At 59.8% G+C, this 19,284-nt stretch carries 18 protein-coding genes; 11 read left to right on the top strand and 7 right to left on the bottom strand.

Annotated features, from left to right (window positions below; translation table 11 throughout):
• Positions 1 to 19 precede the first annotated feature (19 nt).
• From DES53_RS30410 to DES53_RS30395, 4 genes are all read left to right on the top strand, one after another.
• Positions 20 to 2,101 (top strand): GldG family protein, encoded by a 2,082-nt coding sequence (locus DES53_RS30410; RefSeq protein ID WP_211325746.1) that lies wholly within the window; start codon positions 20 to 22, stop codon positions 2,099 to 2,101.
• Positions 2,102 to 2,154: 53 nt separating this feature from the next.
• On the top strand, positions 2,155 to 3,681 hold the full coding sequence (locus DES53_RS30405) for a DUF4340 domain-containing protein (protein ID WP_113962108.1): 1,527 nt from the start codon (positions 2,155 to 2,157) through the stop codon (positions 3,679 to 3,681).
• Positions 3,682 to 3,831: 150 nt separating this feature from the next.
• Entirely contained in the window at positions 3,832 to 4,389 is a 558-nt protein-coding gene (locus DES53_RS30400) for a cob(I)yrinic acid a,c-diamide adenosyltransferase (RefSeq protein ID WP_113962107.1), read from the top strand.
• Between the two features lie 23 nt (positions 4,390 to 4,412).
• A complete protein-coding gene (locus tag DES53_RS30395) occupies positions 4,413 to 5,423 on the top strand; it encodes a zinc-dependent alcohol dehydrogenase family protein (RefSeq protein WP_113962106.1) in 1,011 nt (336 codons plus the stop codon).
• Between the two features lie 171 nt (positions 5,424 to 5,594).
• Here DES53_RS30395 and DES53_RS30390 read toward each other — a convergent pair whose 3' ends face one another.
• Complete coding sequence (locus DES53_RS30390) at positions 5,595 to 6,896, bottom strand: hypothetical protein (RefSeq protein WP_113962105.1); 1,302 nt, start codon at positions 6,894 to 6,896, stop codon at positions 5,595 to 5,597.
• Positions 6,897 to 6,972: 76 nt separating this feature from the next.
• On the bottom strand, positions 6,973 to 7,269 hold the full coding sequence (locus DES53_RS30385) for a hypothetical protein (RefSeq protein WP_113962104.1): 297 nt from the start codon (positions 7,267 to 7,269) through the stop codon (positions 6,973 to 6,975).
• A gap of 172 nt (positions 7,270 to 7,441) precedes the next feature.
• Between DES53_RS30385 and DES53_RS30380 the strand changes: the two genes are divergently transcribed.
• Positions 7,442 to 8,116: a class I SAM-dependent methyltransferase gene (locus DES53_RS30380; RefSeq protein ID WP_245958296.1), complete on the top strand. Its 675-nt coding sequence runs from the start codon at positions 7,442 to 7,444 to the stop codon at positions 8,114 to 8,116.
• A 232-nt stretch (positions 8,117 to 8,348) separates the two neighbouring features.
• The gene (locus DES53_RS30375; protein WP_113962103.1) at positions 8,349 to 8,984 is read left to right on the top strand and encodes a 3-keto-disaccharide hydrolase; all 636 of its coding nucleotides are present in this window, start codon (positions 8,349 to 8,351) and stop codon (positions 8,982 to 8,984) included.
• 572 nt (positions 8,985 to 9,556) lie between these two features.
• Here the strand turns inward: DES53_RS30375 and DES53_RS30370 are convergent.
• From DES53_RS30370 to DES53_RS30355, 4 genes are all read right to left on the bottom strand, one after another.
• Complete coding sequence (locus DES53_RS30370; RefSeq protein ID WP_342782379.1) at positions 9,557 to 10,507, bottom strand: NAD(P)-dependent oxidoreductase; 951 nt, start codon at positions 10,505 to 10,507, stop codon at positions 9,557 to 9,559.
• A 103-nt stretch (positions 10,508 to 10,610) separates the two neighbouring features.
• The gene (locus DES53_RS30365) at positions 10,611 to 11,438 is read right to left on the bottom strand and encodes an MBL fold metallo-hydrolase (protein WP_113962101.1); all 828 of its coding nucleotides are present in this window, start codon (positions 11,436 to 11,438) and stop codon (positions 10,611 to 10,613) included.
• Between the two features lie 373 nt (positions 11,439 to 11,811).
• Entirely contained in the window at positions 11,812 to 12,414 is a 603-nt protein-coding gene (locus DES53_RS30360; RefSeq protein WP_245958295.1) for a peptidylprolyl isomerase, read from the bottom strand.
• A 157-nt stretch (positions 12,415 to 12,571) separates the two neighbouring features.
• A complete protein-coding gene (locus DES53_RS30355) occupies positions 12,572 to 13,234 on the bottom strand; it encodes a DUF1287 domain-containing protein (protein ID WP_113962100.1) in 663 nt (220 codons plus the stop codon).
• A 69-nt stretch (positions 13,235 to 13,303) separates the two neighbouring features.
• Here DES53_RS30355 and DES53_RS30350 point away from each other — a divergent pair, with 69 nt between their 5' ends.
• From DES53_RS30350 to DES53_RS30330, 5 genes are all read left to right on the top strand, one after another.
• On the top strand, positions 13,304 to 15,421 hold the full coding sequence (locus tag DES53_RS30350) for a sulfatase (protein ID WP_170157550.1): 2,118 nt from the start codon (positions 13,304 to 13,306) through the stop codon (positions 15,419 to 15,421).
• Positions 15,422 to 15,478: 57 nt separating this feature from the next.
• Complete coding sequence (queD, locus tag DES53_RS30345) at positions 15,479 to 15,844, top strand: 6-carboxytetrahydropterin synthase QueD (RefSeq protein WP_113962098.1); 366 nt, start codon at positions 15,479 to 15,481, stop codon at positions 15,842 to 15,844.
• A gap of 303 nt (positions 15,845 to 16,147) precedes the next feature.
• A complete protein-coding gene (locus DES53_RS30340; RefSeq protein ID WP_113962180.1) occupies positions 16,148 to 17,305 on the top strand; it encodes a hypothetical protein in 1,158 nt (385 codons plus the stop codon).
• A 41-nt stretch (positions 17,306 to 17,346) separates the two neighbouring features.
• Entirely contained in the window at positions 17,347 to 17,757 is a 411-nt protein-coding gene (locus tag DES53_RS30335; protein WP_113962097.1) for a hypothetical protein, read from the top strand.
• 44 nt (positions 17,758 to 17,801) lie between these two features.
• A complete protein-coding gene (locus DES53_RS30330; RefSeq protein WP_113962096.1) occupies positions 17,802 to 19,031 on the top strand; it encodes an outer membrane protein assembly factor BamB family protein in 1,230 nt (409 codons plus the stop codon).
• A gap of 25 nt (positions 19,032 to 19,056) precedes the next feature.
• On the opposite strand, the gene DES53_RS33645 is transcribed toward DES53_RS30330, so the two are convergent.
• A partial coding sequence (locus tag DES53_RS33645) for a hypothetical protein (RefSeq protein WP_211325745.1) occupies positions 19,057 to 19,284 on the bottom strand: 228 nt, incomplete at its 5' end.

Raw genomic sequence — 19,284 nt, 5'->3', positions numbered from 1 at the left:
TATGAAACACAAGGCCACCGTGTCAGCCCTTTCCTTGCTGAACGTCATCGGAATCATTGTAGTGGTGAACTACATTGTCGGGCATCTCAACATCCTGAATCCGAAGTTCGACCTCACGGAGAAGAACATCTACACCCTGTCGGACGGGACCAAGCGCATCATCTCCCGCATCAATCCGGATGAGCCGGTGACGCTGCGCTTCTACGCCACGGAAGACGGCCGTATCATGCCGCAGGAGGCGCTCAACTACGTGACGCCCGTGCGTGACCTGCTCATGGAAATCGAGAAGGAAGGCCGCGGCAAAATCAAGCTCGAGCGCATCGACCCCCGCCCGAGCACTGAGGACGAGGACAAGGCCATTGCGGACGATATCACGAGCTTCAACGGTATGGATGGCACGAGCAAGTTCTACCTGGGCCTCGCCATTGAAGCGGTGGATCGCAAGGAGATCATCCCACTGCTCAATCCCAATGATGAAGCCTCGCTGGAGTACTACATCGCCCGTGGCATTTCCAAGGTCACGTCGAATGAAGGCAGTCGCGTGGTCGTGGGCGTCATGAGCGCCATGCCCATCGCGGGCCCGGCCATGAATTTCCCAGGCATGCCGCAGCGTACGCCTCCGCCGTGGATGTTCATCCAGCATCTGCGCCAGGACTATGATGTGCGCGAAGTGTCGATGTCCTCGGACACCATTGATGCGGATGTGAAGATCCTCCTCGTCATCCATCCCGGCGGCATCACGAATGCGGCCCAGTTCGCCATCGACCAGTTCCTGCTGAAGGGTGGCAAGGTGATCGCGATGGTGGATCCCCGTTGCATGGTTTCTGAAGCGTACAACAACCCCAACCAGATGCAGATGGGCATGGCTCCGCCCTCGGCGCCGCAGGATTCGGATTTGCCTGAGCTCTTCAAGGCATGGGGCGTGGAGTACAACAAACACCAGCTCGTGGCAGACATGACCTACCGCGTCACTGTGGGGCGCGGCAAGTCCGTTCCCACTTTCCTCAGCGTGGACCGCGCGGGCATCAACACCAGCGAGCCCATTGCCAACGCACTGGAGAAGGTGCAGATGTTCTGCACGGGCGCTTTCAGCATCAGCGCGAAAGAAGGCATTACGGCGACCCGCCTGCTGGAGTCGTCTGAGAACTCTTCCTTCATCGACAGCAGTGAGGCGGAGAAGGTGCAGAATGAGGAGATGACCAACTTCCAACCGGAAGGGAAGAAGAAGATTCTGGCCCTGCGCCTCACCGGCACGTTTACCACTGCCTTCCCGGAAGGCGCGCCCAAGCCTGAGGCCATGCCTCCTGGCGGTCCGAAGCCTCCTGGCATTCCTGGATTGCCGCCCGGTCTCACCCTTCCTGGAGCCCCTGGTGAAACGGGTGGTGAAGACAAGAAGGATGCGGGCGCTCCTGCCGCAGCGACAACCCCGGCTCCCGCAGCCGCTGCTCCTGCCGGTGCTGCTCCTGCCGGTGCTGCTCCTGCCGGTGCTGCTCCTGCCGGTGCTGCTCCTGCCGCGCCTGTAGCTCCGGAGGCCCTGAAAAAGTCCGCCAACAGCGAGGGCATGGTCTTCCTCTTCGCAGACGCGGATATGCTCTACGATGTCTTCGCCCTGCAGCGTGACCAGTCCGGGCGCGCCGTTCCTATTCCGATCAACTCGAACATCCCCATGATGCTGAACATCATGGAAATGGCGAGCGGCAGCTCGGACCTCGTGGCCGTGCGCAGCCGCGCTTCCAGCCACCGTGAGTTCACGAAGATGAACGAACTCATGTCCTCCGTGGAAGCCAAATACCGCCCCGTCATCGAAGAGCAGAACGCTGCGCTGAACAAAATCGTGGGAGACATCGCGAGCCTCTCCGGTGCGAAGCAGGAGCAGGGCGTGGTCTTCCTCAATCCCAACAAGCAGCAGCTTCAACAGCTCAAGGACAAGCAGCTCGAAATCCAGAAGAAAAAGCGGGATGCTGAGAAGGAGCTGAAGAAGCAGAAGGATCACCTCGAGATGATCATCACCACGCTGAACATGGCTGCGGTACCGCTGCTGGTCGTTGCCATTGGTCTTGTCCTCGCCATGCGTCGCCACTCCATTCAGGCGGCGCACTGAAGCTGAATGCTGAAGCAGATATCATTTCTTTCTTTGCACGCTTTTCCAAACTCATGAAAAAACCGGCAATCCTTCTCATCGTACTTGTCGCACTTGTGGGGTTCGCCCTGTTCTACAAGAGGGCATTCGACGAGCGCACCAGCGGCTATAGCCTGAGCAAGGCGGATGCGCGGGAGTTCCTCCTGCCCAATCTGCCTTCGGACAAGGTTCATAAGGTCACCGTCCATGACTCGAAGGGGAAAGTCTCGCTCGCTGTGGTAGGAGGCCAGTGGGTGGTGGAGGACCGTAGCAATTATCCCGCCTCTCTTGAGAAGATCCAGCGCGCGGTGCAGGGACTTGAAGAGCTCAAAATCAAGGACCGCAAGGAGGTGGGCAAGTCCTCCCTGGCGAAGCTGAATGTGCTGGCTCCCGGCGAACAAAAGGATGGCGAAGGCGCCGGACTTGAAGTGAAGCTTGAAGATGAAAAGGGCACTCTGCTTGGCAGTGTGGTGGTGGGTTCTTCTCCCAAGAGTTCCGGTGGTGCCTCCAGCACCAACATGTTCGGCGGTCCCACGCCGCAGCGTTTCGTTCGCACGCCCAATGACAAGGACACCGTCTGGGTGGTGGATGACAGCTTTGACGAATTGCTGTCCGATCCCAGGCTGTGGCTCAACATGGCCTGGCCCAATATCACCAATGTGAAATCCGCGGAGGTGAATTTCCCAAATGCGGCGGACTCCTGGAAGGCCGAGCGCGCCACCCTTGATGCACCGTTTACCTTTGTGAATGCTCCGGCCGGTGAAGAGCTGGACACTGCCAAAGCTGCCGGACTGGCTGCCCGCGTGCTTGAGGGGCCACTCAATGACGTGCTGCTCAAGGACAAGGTGACGCCGGACACCATGAAGGGAGCGAGCAAAGTGAAGATTGTCACCTTCGAGGGATTCACCTATGACGTGGAAATCCTGGCGAAGAAGGATGCCGAGGAGGGCTTCCCCGCCTATCTTGTCACCATGAAAGTGACAGCGGACCTTCCCAAGGTGCGCAAGCCTTCTCCCGATGAGAAGGAGGCTGACGTCAAACAGAAGGATGAAGAGTTCAAGCAGCGCAACGAGCTGCTCACCAAGCGCCTCGCTGATGAACAGAAGCAATTTCACGGTTGGGTGTACGAAGTCTCGCAGTATGGTGTGAGCTCGCTCGTGAAGAAGCGCAGCGAGTTGCTTCGTGAGAAAGCTCCGGCACCCCAGGCTCCCGTCCCTGGCGCCTTGATGCCTCCCAATGCTGCTCCAGTCCCGCCCTTGGGGATTCCGGGAACTGCCCCTGTTCGCTCCGCTCCTCCCGCAGCCTTGGCCCCCGCACCTGCTCCTGCTGCTGAAAAGCCCGTGGAGTCCAAACCCGCCGCGCCAGCTCCTGCAGACAAGCCAGCAGAGACCAAGCCCGCTGCTCCCGCCCCTGCGGAGAAGCCTGCTACGCCTGCACCTGCGGACAAGCCCGCTGAGACCAAGCCCGCTGCTCCCGCCCCTGCGGAGAAGCCTGCTACGCCTGCACCTGCGGACAAGCCCGCTGAGACCAAGCCCGCTGAGACCAAGCCCGCTTCGTCCTAGTGCGCTGCAAGTAGCTCAAGACCGGGGACGGCATGTCCCCGGTTTATTTTTGCCGTGCATCGGCCCATGCCTGGATACAGGTCATTTGGTGACCGTTGCCCGCGTACGTTTGCCTCTTGAACACTGCGGTTGCTCAACGTAGCGGTAGCCATGTCCATCACCACCAGGCGCGGCGACACAGGAGAAACAGACCTGCTCTTTGGCTGCCGGGTGCAGAAGGACTATCCTCGCATCGACGCCATCGGCTGCGTGGATGAGCTGAATGCTGCACTTGGCGTCGTGCGTCTCACTGCCACCGGAGAGGCCGCCCTGCATGAAGTGCCGCTCATGCAGAAGACGCTCATCGCCCTGATGGGGGAACTCGCCACACCACCCGGACAAGAGGCGCGCTATGCGGAGACGCATCCACAACGCATCGATGCCGCTACCGTGCAACACCTTGATGAACTCGTGCGTGAACTGGAGAAGGCCGGCGCTCTTCAGTTCAAAGGCTGGGCCCTTCCCGGTGAAGCGGGATCCCTCAGCGGCGCACATTGCGATGTGGCCCGCACTGTCTGCCGTCGTGCTGAGCGTGCCGTGGTGAGCCTCAACGGCTCGCCCGAGGCGGTGCCCAATGAAGAAATCGTCCGCTACCTCAACCGCCTCTCAGACGTACTCTGGCTGATGGCGAGGATGGAGGAGAAACAAGTGTCACAGGGCGCTCGTTAAATCATAATAGAGAGTGATACACCATGAAGGTATGGCAGATTCAAAGACCCGAGGGGCCGCAGGGACTGGACCTAGTGGAGCTGGAAGCTCCCAAGCCCGGCCCGCATGAAGTGCTGGTGCGCATCCGCGCCGCCTCGCTGAACTATCGCGACCTCGGCACCACGAAGCGCGAGCGCCCGGGCAATCTTCCGCTGCCCTTCACCATCTGCTCAGATGGAGCAGGGGAGGTGCTGGAGGTTGGCGCTGGTGTCACGAAGTGGAAGGCGGGTGACCGCGTCATTCCGCTCTTCTTCCAGCGCTGGCCTGCTGGTGGCATGACTCACGATGTGATGAAGTCCGCGCTCGGTGGGGCCTTTCAGGGCGTGCTGGCAGAGCAGGTGCTTATTCGTGAAGACGGCCTCGTACGCATTCCAGACTCATTGACCTTTGAGCAGGCGGCCACCTTGCCTTGTGCTGCGCTCACCGCATGGAATGCGCTGGTGGGCCACGGTCATCTGCAATCCGGCGACACCATCCTCACCCTCGGCACTGGTGGCGTGTCCTTGTTCGCCCTGCAGTTCGCGAAAATGCACGGCGCTCGCGTCATCATCACCAGCAGTAGTGATGAAAAGCTCGCCCGCGCGAAGGAACTCGGCGCGGATGAAACCATCAACTACAAGACCAAGCCCGACTGGGAGCGCGAGGCTTTCGCACTGACAAAGAAACGTGGCGTGGATCACGTGATTGAGCTTGGTGGTGCCGGAACTTTGCAGAAGTCCCTCGATGCCGTGCGCTACGGGGGACGGGTGAGTGTCATCGGCGTGCTCACCGGGTTTGAGGGCACCGTGAATCCATGGCCCATCATCGCCCGGAGCCTCACTGTGCAGGGCATTTATGTGGGCAATGGCGAGCACATGGAAGCCATGCTGCGCGCCATCGACCTTCACAAGCTGCAACCCGTGATTGATCGTGTCTTCGGCTTCACCGAAGCCCGTGCCGCCTTCGAGCACATGGCCGCCGGAGCACACTTCGGGAAGATTGTGGTGGAGGTGTAGGATAAGGTGATGTGGTGTATCGCCGCGATTGAGCATCGTCTCGTGACATATCCAGCGTAGTGAAGCAAAAAAGCGGCCGCTTCGCGCAAGGTGGCGTGCTTTTAGGCTCAACCATTGCGAGTCGCGCGAACTATCCTTACGAGACGTCTCAACGGAGATGCGCCCTTCTCTCTACACCCGCACACCATCCCTGCAGAACTCATCCCACTCACGAAACTTCCGTGCCAGCTCTGCGCCCTGCGGTCCCGCTTTGAGCAGGTCGAGATAGATTTGCGCATCACTCGCCAGCGGTAGATCGAGATCCAGATGCTGCTGCAGGATGCTGACATACCGGTATGAAGGCTGCGTCTCCAGAAACACGCCTTCGTCATCCGGCACATGGAGCCAGAGACCGTTGGCGGACGGCGTCTCCTGGTTGTCACCATCATTTTCAAGGTCATCGTCTGCCCGGAGGTCCATCTGCTCCAGCGCCGCAGCATCTGGCATCACCGAAAGATACACAGAGATGGATTCATCCGCGGCATCGGAGGCTCCACCTTCGGGATGCCGCAGTCCTGCGGCGAATTGCCGGGTGAAGGCAATCTGGACGTCGTGTGACTTCGCCCATGCGCGCAAGGTGTGTGCTACCTCCAGCGGGCTGCGTTCATCGATCGCGAAGTTTTGCGACTTCGTTCGCGCCTCGAAGTGATCTGTCGACGCCCATGCTTCCAGCAGGTTGCCCGGCTGGGTCACCTGCAAATCACGATGAGCCGTTCGTTTGGCCAGTCCCTGCGCGATGAGATGCTGGGCAATGCGTGAGACCAGCCCCGCGCTTGCCTGTGAACGTGCCACCACGTCCCCCTGGCTCCAGAGGCGTGATGCATCCGTGAGCAGCGTACGCAGGATGCGGGCGCTCTTTCCGGCGAAGATGTTGCGCGGCTCCACCTCATGCTTGTAAGCCCGGCCGGGAAGGGGAGCTCGATCCACCAGCAAACCGGGAGCCCGCAGCAACGTGCGCCCATTCAGGTCCATCGCGCACAGCCGGCGTTCACGACATATCGCCTGCATGCCCGCCGTAAGTTCCGTGGTCAGGAGCAGGGGCGGTGGTGAGCCCTCCGGCGTACGAATCTTGCGCAGCCGTGCCGGGCTTGGCTTCAGCTCATACACCGGTGCGAAAGCCTGCGTGTGTCCCTCGACCTCCAGCTCGAGCTGGGGGATGGGCGCGCCATTGCCCGGCTCCGCAAAGGCCCACTTCATGTCCGGGTCTGTGTGCAGCAGCAGTGTGAAGTGCATCACCAGCTCGGCGTGCTCGCGCACCGATGTCACGGCTTTCTTGCGGGACTTCGACTTGGGTGAAGGTGCCGCGGAAGATTCCGATTCCATGGCAGGTTTTTCGGACTTGTCCCAAGATTCGAAAAAGCTTCGATCATCCACAGGGAGATGCCGCGAGTCTGAAGGCGCGGCTGGCTGGGACAGGAGCGAGGCGAGCTTCATGGGAGGGTCAGACTAGCGGAACTCGGGCCCGGTGGCCAGTGGTTTTGCAATGGGCTTGCGTGGTTGATATTGATATTTAACCTCGCACGCGTCTCCAGGTCCAACGCGCCACAGACCACAAGCCCCAATAGAACAGACCGGTCAGGAAGACAAAGAGCGGATTAAGGATGAGCCCTGCGAAAGAGACGTAGTCGATGAACTGGTCACCTCCTGGAGGCTTGTCCCACATGACGATGGGGATAGGGAAGCCTGTGCCATGAAACCGATCCTCGGTACCCCATCGTATGGCGCTGCACATGCTGCCCAAAACAATGGACGCCAGAAACCACAAGCCGACACGGAGGTAGCTGGTGGATCGGTGGGGAATGCTCATGTTTCTCCGAATCTAGGGGAACCTCGGAAGAATGGGATGCCAAAAATGGAACGGAGAGGTGATTGAACTCGTTGAGTGCAGCCGTCTGAGTCATACTCGCATGCAGATGACACCGTTTTCTTTTCGCCGACTGTTTTGTGTCCTTGGAGCCCTTGCACTGGTCGCTGGAGCGGTGCGTGGTCAAGCTCAGGACAGTTCCTCAACCGAGCCGCCGCATCCCGGCCTCACAGAGTACCTGGGGCGCAACGTGGCCCAAACGATGCACTACACCGGTGCCGCGTGGCTCATTCGTACGAAGCGTGATCGCGAGGAGGCTGCCACGCTCATGCGCTCGAAGCTGGAGCTGAAGCCCGGCATGATCGTGTGCGACCTCGGCTGCGGAAATGGCTACCACACCTTCCCCATGGCGAAGGAAGTGGCCCCCTCCGGCAAGGTCTATGGCGTGGAAATTCAGGAGCCGTACCTGAAGATGCTGGAAGAGGCTGCGAAGAAACAGGAAGTCACCAACTTCGTGCCTGTGCTCGGCCTGCTGCACGACCCGAAGCTGCCGGACAACACCTTCGACCTCATCCTGCTGGTGGATGTGTACCATGAGTTTTCCCACCCCGTGGAGATGCTCGCCGCCATGCGCAAGGCCCTGAAGCCCGATGGCAAGCTGGTGCTGGTGGAGTTCCGCGAGGAGGACGAGTCCGTGCCCATCAAACCAGAGCACAAGATGTCCAAGGCGCAGGTCAACAAGGAGCTCAATGCGAATGGCTATACCTGCGTGAAGGAGTTCGATGAACTTCCCTGGCAGCACATGATGTGGTTTGGGAAGACGCCGGAGAGTGGGGCGGCGGTGAAGTAGGGGGAGAGGTTCTTGGTTCTTGGTTTCTCGCTGTTGGGCACATCAAGGGGCGTGCGACGAAGGGGGCAGGAGTGCCCCGATCCTTGAGGGGAAAGCCGTTCGGTCGCAGTAGATTGGTCTGGCTTGGTCAGTAAAGGAGGCGTCAGCCAAGCCGGAACGGGGGCACTCTTGCCCCCATTTTTTGTTCTGCTGCTTGAAAGTTAGGGAGGCTGTTCGCAGTTCCTTTTCTCCCATGAAATCCGCCTTGTTCCTAAGCTTCCTCTTTGCCGCTTCTCTTTCTGCCGCTGAGCCGGTCACGCTCACGCTCGCAGATTTCACTGACGGCGACGGCAAGCCCGTGCCGGCCGGTTGGGTGCAGGACTCGGAAGGCGTCATCAGCCGCGTCGCCAAGGCAGGAAACATCATCTCCAAGGAGGAGTACTCCAGTTTCGAAATCGAGTGGGATTGGAAGCTGGATGCCGGTGGTAACAGCGGCATCAAGTACTGGGTGAACAAGTTCGACAAGAAGGGCTGGCTCGGGGTGGAGTACCAGATGATTGATGACGAGAAGCACGCGGACGCCAAGAAGGGCGACAACCACAGCACCGCCAGCATCTATGACATCATCGGCCCCGTGGCGGACAAGGGCGTGAAGGCTGCTGGCGAATGGAACCACAGCAAGGTCATTGTGAAGGACGGCAAAATCGAGCATTGGCTCAATGGCAAGCTTGCTGCCTCTGCCGATACCAAGTCGGAAGCGTGGAAGACCGGCATCGCGAACAGCAAGTTCAAGGCCGTGGAAGGTTTTGCCCCCGGCAAAGGCAAGCTCATGCTCACCGACCACGGCGACCCCGTGTGGTGGAAGAACATCCGCGTGAAGGCGCTGTAAGGAAGTCGGGTCTCCTGACCGGACAGTGGATGGTGGGTTTTCCTACCCGCCATCCGAAACTGCTGGGGCATTTACGTCACGTGGCCGACTCTGGTTAACCGCAAAGGGGCAAAGAAGCAAAGGACGCAGAGCTTTTTGAAAGGGTGGGCTCCGCGGAGTGGAACGTTTCGGAGAAGAGGAGGCAAAGGGAGCGGAGCGTTTTTCCTCCTGGGGTAACTCTCGTCTGTAACGCGTTCAGGCGGTGCTCTCTCTTCAATTCCTCCGCGGAAACGCCAGGAAGTCGGGTGGTGTGGCAACCTGAACGCACAAAGCGGACACGATGCTCCGCAAAGCTCCTGCGCGTCTTTGCCTCCTCTTCTTCGAAAGCCCTGCTACCTCTCAACACAAAGATACATCCCAACGCCAAACTGAGTCGAACCTCTGCGTCCTTTGCTGCTTTGCCCCTTTGCGGTTAACCAGAAGCGTCCATGCAGCGTGACCTCCTTCTGTGTGGTCGCGAGCTTTCCCTAAGGCATTAAAAAGGCCTCCTATCCGGAGGCCTTTCATGGTTATCACTGAACCGGGCTTTGCGCTTACGCGTGCCGTCCCTTGAACGTCAGCTCCGCGACACCGCTCTTGTCCAGGCCGCCGAGTCCGAGTTGCACCATCTTCTGGTACTGGGCTTCGGTGGCGGTGTTGAGGGGCAGGTTCAGGCCCTGCTCCTTGGCCAGCAAGCCTGCGATGCCGCTGTCCTTGGCGGCGTGCTCGGCGCTGAACCAGCAATCATGCGAGCGGTCCGCCATGTCGGCACCGTCGGTTTCCAGCACACGGCTGTTCGCGCCGGTCTGGGAGAAGACTTCGCGAATCATGCCGAGGTCGTGACCGAGGGCGGCGGCGAGGCCGAGGCCTTCGGCGAGACCCGCGGTGTTGATGTTCATGACCATGTTTACCAGCGCCTTCACTTCGGCGGCTTTGCCAGCACCACCGGCGATGAAGCGGCGGTTCACACTGAGGTCTTCGATGATGCGCTGCACCTGCTGGTACACGGCCTCATCACCGGCGAGCATGAGATACAGCTTGCCTTCACGAGCCTGGCTGATGCTGGATGCCATGCTGGCTTCCAGTGCACTGGCGCCAGCGGTGCGGGCAGCCGCGTACACTTCGCGGTGGATGCCGGGCGTGACGGTGGCACAGTTCACGAAGATTTTACCCTTCGCATTCACCAGCAAGTTGTCGCTGCCTTCGAGGAAGATGGTGCGCATGGAGGCGTCATTCGTCACCACGGTGAAGATGACATCCGCCGCGGCGGTTACGTCCGCGAGCGTCGTGGCATGTTTGCAGCCGATTTCCTTGGCAAGCGAGGCGGCGCCCTCCGTGTACACGTCATAGACGGCGGTGACATTGTAGCCACAGTCCATGAGGCGGCGGGCCATGTTGGCGCCCATGCGGCCGACTCCGACGAATGCGATGGTTTGAGACATGATGAGGCAGGTGTTACGTGGTTGGCGTTGAAGAGTGCTGTCTTGTACAGCGCTGAATTCAATCTTGCTCCCGCTCTTACTCCATCATGTCGTGACTGGAAAAGAGGAGAGTGACAAAGGGCAAGGGCGAGAGCAGGATGCTCCAGTCCGTCTGGTCTGGCGGCGACTACGAAGCCGAGGGCTTGTATTCGGGGTAGAAGGGGTTGTGCGCCTTCTCCTGACCCACCGTGGTCATGGGACCATGGCCGGGGCAGATGACGGTGTTCTCCGGGTTGGCGAGGATGTAGCGGCGGTTGGTGGCCAGGGCATCCGCCCAGGAGACCATGCCGCCACCCATGCTGGAGGCGAAAAGCGCATCTCCCACGATGGCTACACGCTCATCCAGTCCGTGGATGATGTACGTGATGCCGCCACGCGAGTGGCCGGAGGTCTGCTTTGTCTCAATGCGCAGACCTCCGAGATTGAACTCGTGTCCCGCATCGAACAGCTCAGTGCCGTCCCAGGGCTCCTTGTTGCAGGAGTAGACAGGCTGGTTTGCGGTACGCAGCGTGGCAATGTCCGCCACGTGATCCGGATGCGTGTGCGTGAGGTAGATCGCTTCGAGCTTCAACCCCTTGCTGGCGATGAAATCCACCATGGGCTTCGCCGAGGCGCCCGTATCGAACGCAGCAGCGAGCTTCGTGTCCGGGTCCCACACCACATAGGCATTCACCGTGTAGTCCTCGTACGGCGTGTTGAACTGTTCCAGTCCGGCCAGGCGCACCGGATCAGGATACCAATCCTTCTTCGCCATGGCGATCAAGGCTCCGGTGTGGAGATTCAGAGCACGCGAGATCTTGTCGAATACGATCTCATCCATGGAGCCTTCCTTGAGCTTCGTGATGACGGACTCCGGCATGCCGATGCGCGCGGCCAAGGCGTCGTCTGGAAGGTTCAATCCCCGCTGGGCTTTGCCAATGACATCATTGTAGTTGTCTTCGAGAGGGATGGGCATGACTGAGGAAGAGAGAGTGAGGGCGCATGATTACCAGCGGGCTGGCGGGGCCGCAATGGGAAGTTTGCGTTCCCACAAAATGGAATTTCGGACTGCCACCGAACAGGGCGGCGAAAACCGGATTTGCTGGGGTCGGCATCAAGGCAGGCCGGGCAGTTTGCACTTGGGGTGCCGGGCGGCCATGTCCGCCGGGGCGAGGGGGATTTCGTGCCTGTCCCGTCTTTCTTGTCTCGGCGGCAGGTGTGTAAAAAAATCAGCGGCAGGGACCGCTGGGGTCGCTGCCGCTGTGAGAATCCAAGTCCGGTGTTTCTGGAAGTCCGCCGCGCATGAGCTCTTCAAAGGGCTCAGCGACGGCGCTTCAAGAACTCGGCGCTTACTCCGTGATGGTGATCTTCGTGATGGTGATGGCCTCAGCTGGCACATCCGCGTGAGGACCTTTACGCGTGGTAGGAACGCTGACGATGGCGTCCACGACGTCGAGACCCTTGGTCACCTTGCCGAACACCGCGTAGCCGTGTCCGTCGAAGCTGGGGAAATCCAGATTGGCATTGTCCTTCACATTGATGAAGAACTGGGAGGTGGCGCTGTTCGGATCGCTGGTGCGGGCCATGGCGATGGATCCACGTGCGTTCTTCAGGCCGTTCTGGCTCTCAATCGCGATGGGCTTGTCCGTGGGCTTCTGGCTCATTTCTGCCGTGAAGCCGCCGCCCTGAATCATGAAGCCGGGAATGACGCGGTGGAAAATGGTGCCGTTGTAGTGCTCCTTCTTCACATAGTTGATGAAGTTCTGCACGGTGATGGGTGCCTTGGCGCCATCGAGTTCGAGTTCGATAGTACCCTTCGAGGTTTCAATGGTGGCTTTCACTTTGGCTGGAGCTGGGGTGGTGGTTTCTGGTTTGGCATCTTGAGCATGCAGACCAAGAGCCGTGGCCATGACGCCGGCCGCCAGCAATTTGAGGAAGACGTTCGTTTTCATGGAAAGGGACTGAGGCACTTGTTGCACTTCGGTGCAATGGCAAAAGTAAGGACTGCGGTCATCATCGTGCTCAAAATTCGCAACCGGGGGCTGCCGGGCAGCAAATGAAACGGCTCCGAGGGCATTCAAGGCCGCATTTATGCTCTGGGTCTGGCACCTATTTCCCGGTCCAGCGGTAGTGCCCGGTCAGTGGAAACTCGAAGAGCCGGTCCTCCATTTTGGGACCGCTGCCAATATTGTGCACAATCCAGGGGCGCGGGCCGCCATCGGGCGCGGGGACCACAATCGCGATGTGAGGCAGGTGCGGCGGCACGGTGCAGGTGATGAGGTCGCCGGGGAGGTAGTCTTCCGGCTTGTCCGTCACGGGCAGGCTGGAACCCTTGCGCTTGAAGAAGGTCTTCAAATTCGGCACGCGGCGGTGGTCGATATTCGGGTCCGGGCGGCTCAGGCCCCAGTTCTTCGGGTAGACGCTGAAGTTCCGCTTCATGTCCTCATGCACCAGCTTCTGGAGGTCCAGTCCGAGGGTGCGGTAGGAGCGGATGACCTCATCTGTGCACACACCGGTGTCAGCGGGCACATCTCCATTGGGGTAGTCCAGGCGCACATAGTCAGGCTCATAGCGCACGGTGTGCCTGGTGCGGTCCAGTGCGGCATGGGCCAGCTTCGTGGCGAAGGTCTCGTCCTTGGGCAGTTGCGCCCGGGCGGACTCCACCTGCTCCGGCGTGGCACCCCGCAGGTAGGGCAGTGACAGCACGAGGGCGATGCCCGCCACGCTCAGGACCTGCAGGACTGCACTGGCTCGTTTCAGGAATGAATCCATTGGCGGGGTCATGCTTCTGGCTACAATGCTGGCTGGATGTTTGGAAGACATTTTTACTCGCCCTTGTTCTTGCTCGCGGTCGTTGTGGCCGGTTTGACCATGGGCAGCACGGATCTGCTCAGCGCGACGCGGAAAAAATCCGGAACGGGGAAAGCAGCCGCGAGTACCACGGCCGCGCCCACCGTGATTCCGGTGGCTCCGGCTCTGGCGCCTCCGCCCAAGGCCCGGCCTCTTCGCACCAAGGGGCCGAACGTGGTCTTCATCATCGCAGATGACCTCAATGACTGGGTGGGCTGGATGGGCGGGCATCCCCAGTCTCGCACGCCGAACATGGACCGCCTGGCGCACGCGGGCATGCGCTTCACCAATGCGCACTGTGCCTTCTCCCTGTGCAATCCCTCCCGCACCGCGCTCTTCACCGGCATGTGGCCCTGGCAGAGCGGGGTGTATGGCAATGAGCAGGACTGGCGCAAGTCCATCCAGGTGCAGGGCAAGCCCACGCTGCCAGAGTATTTCCGCGATACCGGCTTCCTTACTGCAGCCGGCGGAAAGGTCTTCCACGCGAATCATGGCGGCCCGGAAGGGCGGCTCACCGGATGGCACGGCGGCCGGCGTGGCTTTGAGCAGGATGGTGTCTGGGACATGCGCTTCCCAAGTCCCGGCGTGCAAATCCCGGACCTGCCCGTGCACGTGGGGCAGAATTTCAACGGCCTCAATATCTGGCACTGGGACTGGGGCGGCATTGACGTGCCGGATAATGAGACAGACGATGGCAAGGTGGTGAGCTGGGCGGAGAAGTTTCTGCAGCAGGACCACGGCAACGCCTTCTTCCTCACAGTCGGCCTCTACCGTCCGCACTCACCCTGGTACGCGCCCCGGCAGTATTTCACCGAGCGCCCGCTCATGGATGTGACCCTGCCGCAGGTGAAGGCCGATGACCTCAATGACATTCCCGAAGTGGCGAAGGGGTACATCAAAGGCGCGGAAAACAACCACCGGCGCATCTTGGAAAAGAACCTCTGGCCCTCGGCCGTGCGTGCCTACCTGGCGAATGTCTCCTTCTGTGATGCCATGGTGGGTCGTGTGCTGGATGCGCTGGATCGCAGTCCGCACAAGAAGGATACCATCATCGTCTTCACCAGTGACCACGGCTGGTACCTGGGTGAGAAGCAGCGGTGGCACAAAGGTGGCCTGTGGGAGGAGGGCACACGCGTGCCGCTTGTGATTGTGGCGCCAGGCATCACTCAACCCGAGGCTGTGTCGAATGAACCTGTGAGCCTCGTGGATCTGTATCCCACGCTGTGTGATCTGGTGGGCATCCAGAAGCCTGCCCATTTGGGAGGCGAATCCCTCCTGCCGCTGCTGAAGGATCCTGAGGCGAAGCGTTCGCGGCCCGCCTTCACCTTTGCCGGGACCGAGGAAAAGCAGTCCTACTCGGCTCGCACCGACCGCTGGCGCTACATTCGCTATGCGAATGGGGCTGAGGAGCTCTACGATCACCAAAACGATCCCCATGAGTGGACGAATCTGCTCTTTGCCGCTGCGCCTTCACCCGATGCGGTGGCTGCTGCAGAAACGCTGCGCAAAACTTTGCCGACTGCGTGGGCCAGTGCCTACCGCAAGCAGGGTGACGTGCGTGTCGATGCCGGCGCGGATGGCAGTGTGACCTACTGGTATCAGTCCGGCGACAGCTTCTCCGCGGACGATTCGCCGGATATCAAAGAGCGTGCCCTCGAAATTGAAATGGTCTTCGACTATGACCCTGCGGTGGATCGTGACAGCACCATTCTGAGCCAGGGTGGACCGCAACTTGGCTTTGCAGTGCACTGCCTGGATGGAAAGCTCGCCTTCACCGTGAACTACGATGGCCTGCGTACCACGCTCAAGTCCACTGAACCACTGCCAGCCGGGCGGGTCATCTACCGCGGGCTCTTCGCTCTGGACGGCACTCTCGCCTTCAGCGCCACGGGATTGAAGGAGGAAGCACGCGGCTACGCTCCCATGGAGGGAGGCTTTCCGCGCAAGCCCAACCAGGGGCTTCAGGTCGCACAAAGCTTCGGTGTGCTGGATCGTGAAAGCTTCCCAAACAGCACGCCCTTTGATGGTGCCATCCATCATCTGCGCTATACCCTGCTGCCCGGCAGTGCCGTGGAAACCCGTGCTGCGAAGGCCGTGCCGGTCGAGTAGCCCTGCCGGAAACTCTTGTACTCAAACCGAACCCTCAAAACCGAAACTCTCCCAGCCATGCGCTGCCGCCTCGTCAAAGATTACCGCTTCGAAGCCGCCCAGACCCTGCCGTCCCTGCCGGGGAATCACAAGTGCAAGAAGATGCACGGCCACAGCTTCAAGGTCGAGATCGCTGTGGAAGGAGAGGTCGATCCGAAGATTGGCTGGGTCTATGATCACGCGGAGATCTCCCGCGCCATGAATCCGCTGCTTGAGCAGCTTGACCACAGTTATCTCAATGAGATCGAGGGTCTGGAGAATCCCACCATCGAAATCATGGCTGCGTGGCTGTGGAAAAAACTTGCACCTCAACTTCCCGGCCTGTGTGAGATCGTGATTCACGAGACGCCGACTGCCCGCTGCGTTTTCCGCGGGGAATTTTGAGCTCGGATGCGCGCGGCTTTTCTTGGCTGCATCGCACCATCCTCCAAAGTGGTGCCGTACTATAGTGGCCGACTTTCTCCGAAAGTCGCAGCGTGTTGATGTTACCAACGAGGTTGCTTTCACCCGCATCAACTTTCGGAGAAAGTCGGCCACTATATCTGCCTGCGTCACGAAGCGTGGCCGACACCTCGCAACGCCGGATCATTTCCAAGACTTCACGTTCCGACTCAAAGATTTCTTGGCGTCGCCCCGTTTTGCAGTCTACACCTCCGCCTGTTGACGCCCACCACCACCGTCTCCGCCATGCCTGCGAACCCAATCACGCTCACCCGCGTTGCTGCCCTCTCGTTGTCGTTGCTCCCCATGGTGGGTGCATCCTCCCTGTACGCCAATGCCGCCAAATCCCTCGACTCGATTGTCGCCGTGGGAAAGGAAGGGCAGGGGAATGAAACTGCCAGCGCCGCGTGGAAGGAACTCGTGGCAGGAGGACCGGAAAATCTGCTGCCCATTCTGAATGCCTCGGGTAAAGGCAACGTGGTGGCGGACAACTGGCTGCGTCTTGCCGCCACGGTGATCGCGGATGACGCCGTCGCAGCGAAGAAGACGCTACCCGTTGCGGAACTCGAGTCCTATCTCAAGGACACCAAACACACGCCGCAGTCGCGCCTGCTTGCCTTCGATGTGATTCGTCAGGCCGATGTGGCGAAGGCCGATGTCATCGAGCCCACCTTGCTCAATGACCCCTCCCAGGAACTCCGCCGTGGCGCGGTGCAGCGTCTTATCAATGCCGGAAAGAAGGCTGCGGATGCGAAGGAAGAATCTGCCGCGAAGGAATCCTACACCAAGGCACTCCATGCCGCGCGTGACGAGGACCAGGTGAAGGTGATCGCCGAAGCTCTCACGAAGCTGGGGATGGAGGTGGACTTGCCCAAGCACTTTGGCTTTCTCATGAACTGGCAGGTCATCGGGCCGTTCGACAATGCCAAGCGCGAAGGCTTCGATGCCGTCTATGCGCCGGAAAAAGAAATCAAGCTCGAGGCCACCTACGAAGGCAAAAAGGACGACAAAGGCCAGCCCACGAAGGTGAAATGGCAACCCTTTGAGACCAAGCATGAGTACGGCAAGCTCGACTTCAACAAGCCACTGGGCATGCTCAAGAGCAGCACCGCCTATGCGCTCGCCACCTTCAACACGGATGAAGCCCGTGAGGTGGAACTCCGCCTCGGTTGCAAGAACGCCTGGAAAGTCTGGGTGAATGGCGAGTTCGTCTTCGGTCGCGATGAATACCATCGCGGGCAGAAGATGGACCAGTACAAGCTCAATGCGAAGCTGAAGAAAGGCGCGAACACCATCCTCGTGAAGTGCTGCCAGAACGAGCAGACCGAGCAGTGGACCGTGGAGTGGGAATTCCAGCTCCGCGTGTGTGATGCGACGGGAACGGCGATCGCCAGTAATCAGTGATCAGTATTCAGTAACCAGAAGAAAGCTCTCAGTTTCTGAATATGACTGCCTTCGAAATCTTCTTGAACGGCAAACGTCTGTGCACGGTTGGGCTTGAGAGCGGTGTCGTGTCCACGATCCTCAATTGGGTGAACACCCCCGGAGCGAATCCACGGCGTGCGAAAGGTTCGGTGCCCAAGGAGTTCCTGTCCATCCATGCCGGGGGATTGGATGCCAAGACGAATGAGCATCTGATCTGGAAACGTCGAAATCTCAAAGTGGGAGACGCAGTGTCCATCCGCGTCGTGGAAGTTCCCAAAGCCGACAAGCCGCGTGAGCGGATAAAACGCGAGCCCAGGCAGGAACTTCGAGCCACAAAGAAGTACGTGCGCCAAACTGCCAGGAAGCTTGGATGGCAGGTAGTGGGCAAGAAAAAATCGGCGCAGCAAAGGGCTCGCAAGCGCACGGGCTGAATCAAAGCATGTCATCCCTCTCTTCCCAATCCTCGTCTTTCGCTATGTTCCATTCACATACCTTCCTCCGCAGTTCACTGATTACTGTGTACTGCTCACTGATTACTTGTGCTTTCTCCGCCGACTGGCCCCAGTTCCGTGGCCCCGGCAGTGCTGCTTATTCAGCCGACGCTGTCGCTCCTGTGAAACCCAAGATCGACTGGAGCGCTTCGCTTCCCGGTCGTGGTCTCGCGAGCCCCATCATCATTGGGGACAAGGTATACGTCACCTGCTCCAGCGGTCCGGGACAGGAGCGGTTGCATGTGATCTGCTTCAAGGCCTCCGATGGCTCCAAAGTCTGGGAACGCCAGCTCAAGGCCACGGGTCGCACCATGGCGCACAACAAGTCTTCCGTCGCCGCGTGCACACCCTGCAGCGATGGGAAGCGTCTCTTCGCGCTGTGGTCTTCTAACGATCTCGCAGCCTTTGATCTCGATGGCAATCTGCTCTGGCTGCGCGGTCTCACCATCGACTACCCCAATGCCAGCAACAGCCTCGGCATGGCGTCTTCTCCCATCGTGGTGGGTGAGACGGTGGTGACCATGATTGAGAATGACAGCGAGAGCTACACACTCGGCGTCGATGCCAACACGGGTCGCAACCTCTGGAAAATGGAGCGTCCCAAGTCCGCCAACTGGACCAGCCCACTCGTGTGGCAGGCGGACAAGAACAGCGCTCCGATAACCCTGCTGCAATCGTCCAAGGGCATCGTGGGTGTGGACGCCGCCACCGGCAGCCGTCTGTGGGAGTATGAAGAGGGTGCCTCCACCATGTCCTCTGGTGTGGTCATGGATGGCGTTGTGTATGCAGCGTCCAAAGGCATCACCGCGTTGAAGCCGAAGACCAACGGGGAAGCCCCCGAACAAATCTGGCGCTCCGAGCAGCTCAACCCCAGCACCATCAGCCCGGTCGTCGTGGGAGATCACATCTTCACCATCAACAGCGCCGGCGTGCTCAATGAAGCGAATCGCCTCACGGGCGATCGCGGCTGGAAACTGCGCCTCACCGGCCCCTTCAGCGGGTCTCCTGTGGCCGCAGGAAAGAACATCGTCGCCGTGAGCGAGAAGGGCGTGTTCCAGGTGGTGGACACGACCGCTGCAGAAGGCGCTGTGGTTGCCACGCTGCAGCTTCCGCTGAATGCGGAGACCAAGGAACTCGTGCTCAGCACCCCGGCCCTGAGCGGTAAGCATGTGTTCGTGCGTACGGACAGCACCCTGTGGCGGATAGGGGAGTGAGCAGCGAAAGAAAGTAGCTTCGGCTTCAGCCGAACTCCTGCAGCTCACCATGTTCCTTCACCGCAGAACAAGCGGTGCCGCATACTATTCGGCTGAAGCCCAATGCCATGAAGGGAAGTTGGCGAGGAATGGCGTAAAGGATGTTGCGTTTGAGATGATTAAGTCTAGTTAGATAAATGGAGTCGCGGAAGTGGTTGTCTGTTTTTTTCTGAGTTGAGCGCGCAGCGTTTGCGCCGGGTGCGTGAGCGTTGTG

The organism is Roseimicrobium gellanilyticum, assembly GCF_003315205.1.
Taxonomy (GTDB): domain Bacteria; phylum Verrucomicrobiota; class Verrucomicrobiia; order Verrucomicrobiales; family Verrucomicrobiaceae; genus Roseimicrobium; species Roseimicrobium gellanilyticum.
This window is presented reverse-complemented; position numbering and strand designations above follow the sequence as displayed.

Coding starts and splice junctions, on each gene's coding strand:
- DES53_RS30405 (WP_113962108.1), top strand. CDS start 2,155: ATGAAAAAACCGGCAATCCTTCTCATCGTACTTGTCGCACTTGTGGGG.
- DES53_RS30400 (WP_113962107.1), top strand. CDS start 3,832: ATGTCCATCACCACCAGGCGCGGCGACACAGGAGAAACAGACCTGCTC.
- DES53_RS30395 (WP_113962106.1), top strand. CDS start 4,413: ATGAAGGTATGGCAGATTCAAAGACCCGAGGGGCCGCAGGGACTGGAC.
- DES53_RS30390 (WP_113962105.1), bottom strand. CDS start 6,896: ATGAAGCTCGCCTCGCTCCTGTCCCAGCCAGCCGCGCCTTCAGACTCG.
- DES53_RS30385 (WP_113962104.1), bottom strand. CDS start 7,269: ATGAGCATTCCCCACCGATCCACCAGCTACCTCCGTGTCGGCTTGTGG.
- DES53_RS30375 (WP_113962103.1), top strand. CDS start 8,349: ATGAAATCCGCCTTGTTCCTAAGCTTCCTCTTTGCCGCTTCTCTTTCT.
- DES53_RS30365 (WP_113962101.1), bottom strand. CDS start 11,438: ATGCCCATCCCTCTCGAAGACAACTACAATGATGTCATTGGCAAAGCC.
- DES53_RS30360 (WP_245958295.1), bottom strand. CDS start 12,414: ATGAAAACGAACGTCTTCCTCAAATTGCTGGCGGCCGGCGTCATGGCC.
- DES53_RS30355 (WP_113962100.1), bottom strand. CDS start 13,234: ATGGATTCATTCCTGAAACGAGCCAGTGCAGTCCTGCAGGTCCTGAGC.
- queD (WP_113962098.1), top strand. CDS start 15,479: ATGCGCTGCCGCCTCGTCAAAGATTACCGCTTCGAAGCCGCCCAGACC.
- DES53_RS30340 (WP_113962180.1), top strand. CDS start 16,148: ATGCCTGCGAACCCAATCACGCTCACCCGCGTTGCTGCCCTCTCGTTG.
- DES53_RS30335 (WP_113962097.1), top strand. CDS start 17,347: ATGACTGCCTTCGAAATCTTCTTGAACGGCAAACGTCTGTGCACGGTT.
- DES53_RS30330 (WP_113962096.1), top strand. CDS start 17,802: ATGTTCCATTCACATACCTTCCTCCGCAGTTCACTGATTACTGTGTAC.